We start from the raw sequence: 6,774 nt of genomic DNA on the forward strand, positions 1-6,774 counted from the left end.
GAGTGCGGCGGGTGCCGCGGATACGGTTGTATCTGCGGCACCCGCCGTTTTCTGTGCACTCTTTTGCACGGTGTATAGCTTCTGAGGTGGAGTTTTCTGTTTATTTGCACAGGTCAGGGGCTTTTAAAGGGGGTTTTCGTTCTATTCTGGTGCTGATTTATGCTGCTCTATTCACTCTGGCAGATGCTTCTGTTCTTGTACACAAATGTGTTGTGTAGAAAAGAATGAGGTGCTGGGATAGGGGCAGAATTTCGCTTTTGAATATCGTAGGAATGCCTGGAGTGAATAGCGTATTGTAGGTGTCCGTGTGGGTGGTGTAATTCCTGTAGATTGTTGGTAGCGCCGGGTCGCGTATTGTTCGATATTGTCCCCAGAGTGAGTGCCGGAAGAATCCAAAGTATTTGCACTCTAAACTTCACTTTAATGTTCTTGTAGCGAGTGCAGATTTAACGGGGATGAACAGAAGCGATATATCGCTGCGGGTGATTGGCGTATTGTTTCAACGCTCAGAATATTTTCGGAATCTTTAATATATTTCTGTTACTATATGAAAGAAAATTAGTACATAAATATATCCGGCACACTATTTTCTCAATCCCGATAGAGGCTTTTGGGTTTACTCCACAGGATATATGCAACAGATGAGGAGGTGCCTCAATGGCACAGAAGGTTCGCATCATTCTTGAAGACGATCTCGATGGCGGCCCCGCAGACGAAACTATCCGTTTTGGCCTGGACGGCGCTCACTACGAAATCGATCTGTCCTCCGCAAATGCAGCTCGCCTGCGTGACGCTATCCGCCCCTTCGTAGCGAAGTCTCGCCGCGTTCAGGGTACCGCTACCCAGCGCACCCGTGCTCCCCGTGGTACCGCTGCTCCGGTTAAGCGCAACCCCGAGACCGCAGCAATTCGCGAGTGGGCTAAGGCTAACGGCCACAAGGTTTCTGACCGTGGCCGCATCCACCAGGATGTTCAGGACGCATACTACGAAGCAATGAAGGCTCAGGACTAAAAGTTCTAAGTATTCACGCTGTCGGAGGGCTTAGTGCTTTAGGGCTCTAATCCTCCGAGTGCTTAGGGCGGACGGTGTTATCACCGTCCGCCTTTTGTTTTGCCCTCTGTGGTGTGTGTTGATATGCGCTGCATATCTGTTTGGGGGAGTGAGGGGGTATTTTTACCCCCAATTCCAATTAACTATTTACATGTAAAATATATAGGGTTGGTTGATGATGCAATCTGTGCAATACCGAGAAGGGTATTGGTTGGCTGAAGGGGCATAGTTTACATTCGGATCCTGTGTTCGTTTACTGTGTTCGTTTAGATTGCATGCATCGGCAGGAAGGCTAAAGGTGTTGTTGCATTAATCTCTTCGGTGCGGTTGTTATGCGCCGAGATATTCTCCCTGTAAGAGGTGTGGAGCGCACCCTGAATAGAGTCGAAAATAATAAGCGCCCTACCTATGTGTCGAGGTGAGGATTTCCTCCGATGTCAAGATGATTATCGGATGGAATTCTGACGCAGATCGCCTGAATATTATGCGGAAATATATACCGGAAATGGTGCCGTATATATTTTTGCGAATTATTGAAATTTCTCACTTAAACATATAAATTTTTAAAAATTTCTGCAATATATTCATGCACGTGCAGGAAACAAGGGGTTTAGGTGTTGGTCTGTGTGGGTTCTTGTGCGTTCATCTCTTCCGCAAACCCTCGTATTGGCACTGTAGTCCCTCAGAACCCACCTGTAGCACCTTCCCGCGGTACATCCGACGGTAATATGCGCACACTCTGCACAGACTGCCTCCGCAAAAACAGCCAGCCCCGGCAAAAACAGGTAGCACCGACCGGGCGGCACCCATCCACCTTCAGGTAGGCTCACCTGCGTGAGCTAGACCCCTCAAAACCGCCCCTGAGCCCCGCCAGAAGCCCCGAAACCGCGCCTAAACCGCCCCTAGAACGCCCCGAACAGCTCATCTGTTCTCTTGATGGCGAACAGACGCCCATCAGCCCGCCCTTTCAGCCGCGCTCAACGTACTCTTGTATCAATAGGAAAATGCAAGGAGTGCGTAAATGTTTGAACGCTTTACCGATCGAGCTCGGCGCGTTGTGGTGCTTGCCCAGGAAGAGGCACGCATGCTCAACCACAACTACATCGGTACCGAACACCTTCTGCTCGGTCTGATTCACGAGGGCGAAGGCATCGGTGCCCGCGCCCTGGAATCATTGGGCGTTACCCTGAACGCAGTACGTGAACAGGTTCAGGACATCGTCGGCCCCGGCCCCCAGGCGCCTAATGGCCACATCCCCTTCACCCCGCGCGCAAAGAAGGTTCTCGAACTGTCCATGCGCGAGGCTATTCAGCTGAACCACGGCTACATCGGCACCGAACACATCCTGCTGGGCATGGTTCGTGCAAACGAGGGCGTGGCAAACCAGGTGCTGGTCAAGCTGGGCGCTGAGCCCGCTGCCGTGCGCCAGGCCGTTATGGACCTGATTTCCGGTTACCCCGGCAACAACTCCGGCGATAAGGAAACCGCCGGCGTGGGTGCAGGTAACTCTCGCGAAGGCACTCCCGCGGGTTCGACCATCCTGGATCAGTTCGGCCGCAACCTCACCGCAGCAGCACGTGAGGGCGAGCTGGACCCGGTCATCGGCCGCCACAAGGAGATGGAACGCGTCATGCAGGTCCTCTCCCGCCGTACCAAGAACAACCCCGTGCTGATTGGTGAGCCCGGCGTCGGTAAGACCGCCGTCGTGGAGGGCCTGGCACAGGCTATCGTGCACGGTGACGTCCCTGAGACCCTCAAGGACAAGCACCTGTACACCCTGGACCTGGGCTCCCTGGTTGCAGGTTCGCGCTACCGCGGTGACTTCGAAGAGCGCCTGAAGAAGGTTCTGAAGGAAATCCGCTCCCGCGGCGACATCATCCTGTTCATTGACGAGATCCACACCCTCGTCGGTGCAGGTGCCGCAGAGGGCGCAATTGACGCTGCCTCCATCCTCAAGCCCATGCTGGCTCGAGGCGAACTGCAGACCATCGGTGCAACCACCCTGGACGAGTACCGCAAGCACATTGAGAAGGACGCCGCCCTGGAGCGCCGCTTCCAGCCGATTCAGGTTGATGAGCCCTCTCAGGAGCTTGCCGTGCAGATCCTCAAGGGTGTGCGCGATAAGTACGAGGCGCACCACCGCGTCACCATTACCGACGAGGCTATCGAGACTGCCGTGAACCTTGCGGCACGCTACATCTCTGACCGCTTCCTGCCGGATAAGGCTGTTGACCTGATTGACGAGGCGGGCGCACGCCTGCGCATCAAGCGTATGACCGCACCTCCGGAAATCAAGCTGCTCGACGAGAAGGCCGCCAAGCTGCGCCAGCAGAAGGAAGACGCCATCAACTCCCAGGATTACGAGAAGGCCGCAGGCCTGCGTGATCAGGAGCAGAAGGTTCTGGCTGAGAAGGAAGAAGCCGAGAAGGCATGGCGCGAAGGCGGCGACGCATTCGGCACCGTGACCCCCGAGGTTATTTCTGAGGTTCTTGCCGCTTCCACCGGTGTTCCGGTCTACAAGATCACCGAGGAAGAGTCCAGCCGCCTGCTGACCATGGAGCAGGAGCTCCACAAGCGCGTCATCGGTCAGGAGCACGCTATTGCGGCACTGTCCCGTGCTATCCGCCGTACCCGCGCAGGTCTGAAGGACCCGCGCCGCCCCGGTGGTTCGTTCATCTTCGCTGGCCCGACCGGTGTGGGTAAGACCGAGCTTGCCAAGGCTCTCGCGGAGTTCCTGTTCGGCGATGAGGATTCGCTCATCACCCTGGATATGTCCGAGTACCAGGAGAAGCACACCGTCTCCCGTCTGTTCGGTGCGCCTCCCGGCTACGTTGGTTACGATGAGGGCGGCCAGCTGACCGAGAAGGTCCGCCGCAAGCCCTTCTCCGTGGTCTTGTTCGACGAGGTTGAGAAGGCTCACGCCGACCTGTTCAACTCGCTGCTACAGATCCTGGAAGACGGTCGCCTGACCGACTCGCAGGGTCGCGTGGTGGACTTCAAGAACACCGTCATCATCATGACCACCAACCTGGGCTCGCGTGACGTGAACCGCCGCATCCCGGTTGGTTTCCAGGCGATGGATGACACCGCAGCCGACTACGAGCGCATGCAGGCACGCGTGATGGAGAACCTCAAGGAGCACTTCCGCCCCGAGTTCCTGAACCGTGTGGACGATATTATCGTCTTCCCGCAGCTCTCCGAGTCTGAGATTCTGCAGATTGTGGACCTGTTCGTGGGTCGCCTGGCTAAGCGCCTGGCGGAGCAGGACATGTCCATTGAGCTGACTAATGCTGCGAAGGTTCTCATGGCGGCTAAGGGTTACGACCCGTCCATGGGTGCTCGTCCGCTGCGCCGCGAGATGCAGCGCAACATTGAGGACGCCCTGTCTGAAAAGATCCTCTTCGGCGACATCAAGCCCGGTGAGAAGATCACCGTGGACGTTGAGGGCGAGGGCGACTCCGCGAAGTTCGTCTTCTCTTCTCAGCCGATGAAGGAGCTGGCTCTGGACTCGGTGCAGGAGCTGAACGAGGATGCCGCAGAGGCTCCCGCAGCTGAGGCACCTGCTTCCGAGGCTCGAGAGGGTCAGGGTGGGGACTAAGCCCTAGGTAGCTAGGTTTAGCGCACTAAACGCCTGTGGGGCGGTACCGGAATTATCCTGTACCGCCCCACAGGCGTTTTCTGTCTTCTAAAGGTTCCAGATTCTATAGGCTCTAGAAGCCCCCAGGAGCCTTTCTGCGGCGGGTACTAGAGCGAGACGAGCACTGCATCGCCCTGCGTGACTTCGCGGGCGAGAGAGTCCGCCAGCAGCCCCGCGTAGCAGCGCTGCAACTGCTCGGCGGCGGGGGAGAGCGCATACAGCGCCTTGAGTGGGCGGTGCACCGCGGCGGGTGCATTTGCGGGGAACGCAAAGTCAGGGGAAGTCGTATCGTCAGCTGAAGCTACACCCGCGCTCAAAATCAGCTCACGATTCACCGGCTCATGCGCCGCACGCAACACCGCCATGACCGCCCCGCGCACCTGACGATCCGTGCCGTGCCAACTCTGGCCCCTGGGGGTGTAGTCCGCCTCCGGCTTGCCCGCCGCAACCCAGGCGCACAGATTCTCCACCGGGCACAGTTGACAGGTCGGGGACTTCGCCGTGCAGACCAGCGCACCGAGCTCCATGGTCGCCGCATTCCACAGGCAGGAGGTGGGGGTGTCGGCGGGCATGAGCGCCTCCGCCAGGCGAGTCTCAGCCGCCGTCAACGAACGCGAGGGCAACGCCTTGCCAGACACAGCGCGCGCGTGCACGCGGCGGATATTCGTATCAATCACCGTGGCGCGCAGACCGAACGCGAACACGCTAATCGCCGCCGCCGTGTAGGAGCCCACGCCCGGCAGAGCCAGTAGCGCCTCGTAGTCGGCGGGAACCTCGCCGCCGTGCTGTTCCACAATCGCCACAGCGGCACCGTGCAGCCGCTGCGCGCGGCGCGGGTAACCCAGGCGGCCCCAGGCGCGCACCGCCTCCGAGGCGGGCTCGGCGGCAAGATCGGCGGGGGTGGGCCAGCGGTGCATCCACTCCTCCCACACGGGTAGAACGCGCTTGACGGGGGTCTGCTGCAGCATGAACTCGCTGACCATCACGCCCCAGGGGGTGCACTCGTCACGACGCCACGGCAAATCGCGTGCCTGGTCGAGGAACCATCGGTTGATTCGGTGGTGGAGCGCCTCGGTATTCGTGCCTTCGGGCAGGGTAGGTTCCGGGCGTGTGCGTGCGGTGCGTTTGGGCTCTGAGGTCATCCGAAAAGCCTACGCCACAGGGCATATATTCCCAAAACCGCATGAACAGAGTTCACTGTGAATCTCAGGGTTAAACCCGGTATCCTTAAGGGTATGTCTGAAAATGGTCCCGTTCTGCCTCCCGAAGTCTACCGCCGCCGTCGCATCGTGGCGGTTATTGCTCTGCTCGCTATTATTCTGCTGCTGGTTGCCGGCGTGACCTCCATGGTCGGCATGATTAACGGCAAGAAGGACGCCACTGTAGCCTCCACTGCGACGGCTTCCGGTGCGCCCTTCCAGAGCTTCAGTGCTCGCCCCTCCGAAACTGCTTCGGCTACCCCGTCTGCTAGCGCGACTGCCTCTGCAACCGCGTCGGCTACTGCTTCGGCAACCCCCTCGGTGACCACTTCTGCGGCACCTACTGCAAGCGTGACCACCGCCGCGGCAACCCCTGCGGCAACTACCCCCGCGGCGACCCCGACCACGCCCGCGCCGACTCCGAGCGTGACCACTGCGGCTGCTGTTGCGGCGTGCACCGCGAACGACCTGAAGGTGACCGTCACCCCCGCGAAGCGTACCTTCGCGGCCGGTGAGCAGGTGTCCTTCCACGTGACCTACACGAACTCCTCGAAGACCCCCTGCGCTGTGGGTGGCGAGGGCGCGAACACCGGCGTGGACCTGAACATCACCTCCGGTGCGGCTCAGGTGTACACCCGCAGCCTGTGCGCGGCGACCGCCGTTCAGAAGTCTGAGGTGGCCGCAGGTGCCGAGGGCGCAACCGACCTGGCGTGGGACCGTAAGATCAACGTGCTGGGTTGCTCCTCCGCTTCGACCGCTCAGAAGGGATCTTACTGGGCGACTGCCACGGTGAATGGTGTGACTTCGGCTCAGGTGAACTTCGTGATTCAGTAGTTCACTTCTATAGTTTTCGCCCGTGAATGGGCACGCAAAAGCCCCCGTGCTGGA

Annotated in this window: 4 protein-coding genes; 3 read left to right on the forward strand and 1 reads right to left on the reverse strand. The window is 58.9% G+C overall.

The window, feature by feature from the left end; all coding sequences use genetic code 11:
• Positions 1-657: 657 nt before the first annotated feature.
• Both O3675_RS06455 and O3675_RS06460 read left to right on the forward strand, forming a co-directional pair.
• The gene (locus O3675_RS06455) at positions 658-1,011 is read left to right on the forward strand and encodes an Lsr2 family protein (protein ID WP_070604962.1); all 354 of its coding nucleotides are present in this window, start codon (positions 658-660) and stop codon (positions 1,009-1,011) included.
• A 1,060-nt stretch (positions 1,012-2,071) separates the two neighbouring features.
• Positions 2,072-4,648 carry an ATP-dependent Clp protease ATP-binding subunit gene (locus O3675_RS06460; protein WP_371571617.1) on the forward strand — a complete coding sequence of 859 codons (2,577 nt, stop codon included), beginning with the start codon at positions 2,072-2,074 and terminating at the stop codon, positions 4,646-4,648.
• Between the two features lie 146 nt (positions 4,649-4,794).
• On the opposite strand, the gene O3675_RS06465 is transcribed toward O3675_RS06460, so the two are convergent.
• On the reverse strand, positions 4,795-5,829 hold the full coding sequence (locus O3675_RS06465) for an A/G-specific adenine glycosylase (RefSeq protein WP_371571619.1): 1,035 nt from the start codon (positions 5,827-5,829) through the stop codon (positions 4,795-4,797).
• A 93-nt stretch (positions 5,830-5,922) separates the two neighbouring features.
• On the opposite strand from O3675_RS06465, the gene O3675_RS06470 reads away from it, so the two are divergent.
• The gene (locus O3675_RS06470) at positions 5,923-6,720 is read left to right on the forward strand and encodes a hypothetical protein (protein WP_371571620.1); all 798 of its coding nucleotides are present in this window, start codon (positions 5,923-5,925) and stop codon (positions 6,718-6,720) included.
• Positions 6,721-6,774 lie beyond the last annotated feature (54 nt).

This window comes from Rothia sp. 27098_8_27 (assembly GCF_041432805.1).
In the GTDB taxonomy this organism is placed as follows: Bacteria; Actinomycetota; Actinomycetes; order Actinomycetales; family Micrococcaceae; genus Rothia; species Rothia mucilaginosa.

What these genes read in the sequence shown, in the direction of transcription:
- O3675_RS06455 (WP_070604962.1), top strand. Translation starts at nt 658, where the DNA reads ATGGCACAGAAGGTTCGCATCATTCTTGAAGACGATCTCGATGGCGGC.
- O3675_RS06460 (WP_371571617.1), top strand. Translation starts at nt 2,072, where the DNA reads ATGTTTGAACGCTTTACCGATCGAGCTCGGCGCGTTGTGGTGCTTGCC.
- O3675_RS06465 (WP_371571619.1), bottom strand. Translation starts at nt 5,829, where the DNA reads ATGACCTCAGAGCCCAAACGCACCGCACGCACACGCCCGGAACCTACC.
- O3675_RS06470 (WP_371571620.1), top strand. Translation starts at nt 5,923, where the DNA reads ATGTCTGAAAATGGTCCCGTTCTGCCTCCCGAAGTCTACCGCCGCCGT.